The organism is Agrobacterium sp. K11 (assembly GCF_059429395.1).
In genome coordinates this window covers 1-738 of sequence record NZ_JCAHRB010000050.1, presented here as the reverse complement: position 1 = coordinate 738, position 738 = coordinate 1, and the positions used below count along the sequence as shown (strand labels likewise).

The 738-nt window shown below is 55.1% G+C and carries 1 pseudogene; it reads left to right on the top strand.

Annotated features, from left to right (window positions below):
- Nucleotides 1–479: 479 nt before the first annotated feature.
- A pseudogene (locus AC5SEO_RS26895) lies at nucleotides 480–683 on the top strand (IS110 family transposase); the annotation flags it as partial.
- Nucleotides 684–738: the final 55 nt, after the last annotated feature.

Sequence of the window (738 nt, the reverse complement as noted above, 5' to 3'; positions counted from 1 at the left end):
TTTGGACGCCGATCACCCCATTTGCGGGGTCCTTATTCCATGCCTAATCACAAGCTATCGCGGATCGTCTGGGCAATGCTCGTGCGCGATCAAGAATACCGAGATCCAAGCGGAGCGGTCTGCTGAGGGTAGACGTTCTAATTGGAGTGCCGGCGATGTGAGGAGGACATGATCCGCATGGGCAAATGATCGAACAGATCGGGATTGGATAAACCAGTAGTTCTCAGGGAGCTCCGAGCTCGTTCCACTGATACGGAATCCAATCCACGTATCACCATACCGGCCCGCGGCATGTCATAGCCGCAACATGAGGTCTAAAACATGTATGCACCCGATCACTCGCTCGGCGGTAAAAAAAGTCCTTGCATCGAAAGGGGCATCCAAACATGAGAACTGGTGGAGTGGATGCCCCCTGCCGGCGGCATCGCAATGTGCCAGAGTGGTGTTCGCCAGAACGTCACTTAGAGGAGAGAGCATCCATGAAGGAAGTTAGCATCGTCGGCCTGGACCTTGCAAAGCGCGTGTTTCAGGTTCATGCCGCAGGAAGCGATGGAAGTGTGGTCTTGCGCAGGGAGCTGTCTCGCGGACAATTGATGCCCTTCTTTACGGAGCTGCCAGAATGCACGGTAGCGATGGACGCCTGTGCCACAGCGCACTACTGGGCGCGCGAGATCGGTAAACTTGTGTTTAGCGGCAATCTCGATGAGATTCAGCGTCAATCAGGATGAGACTCGCGCC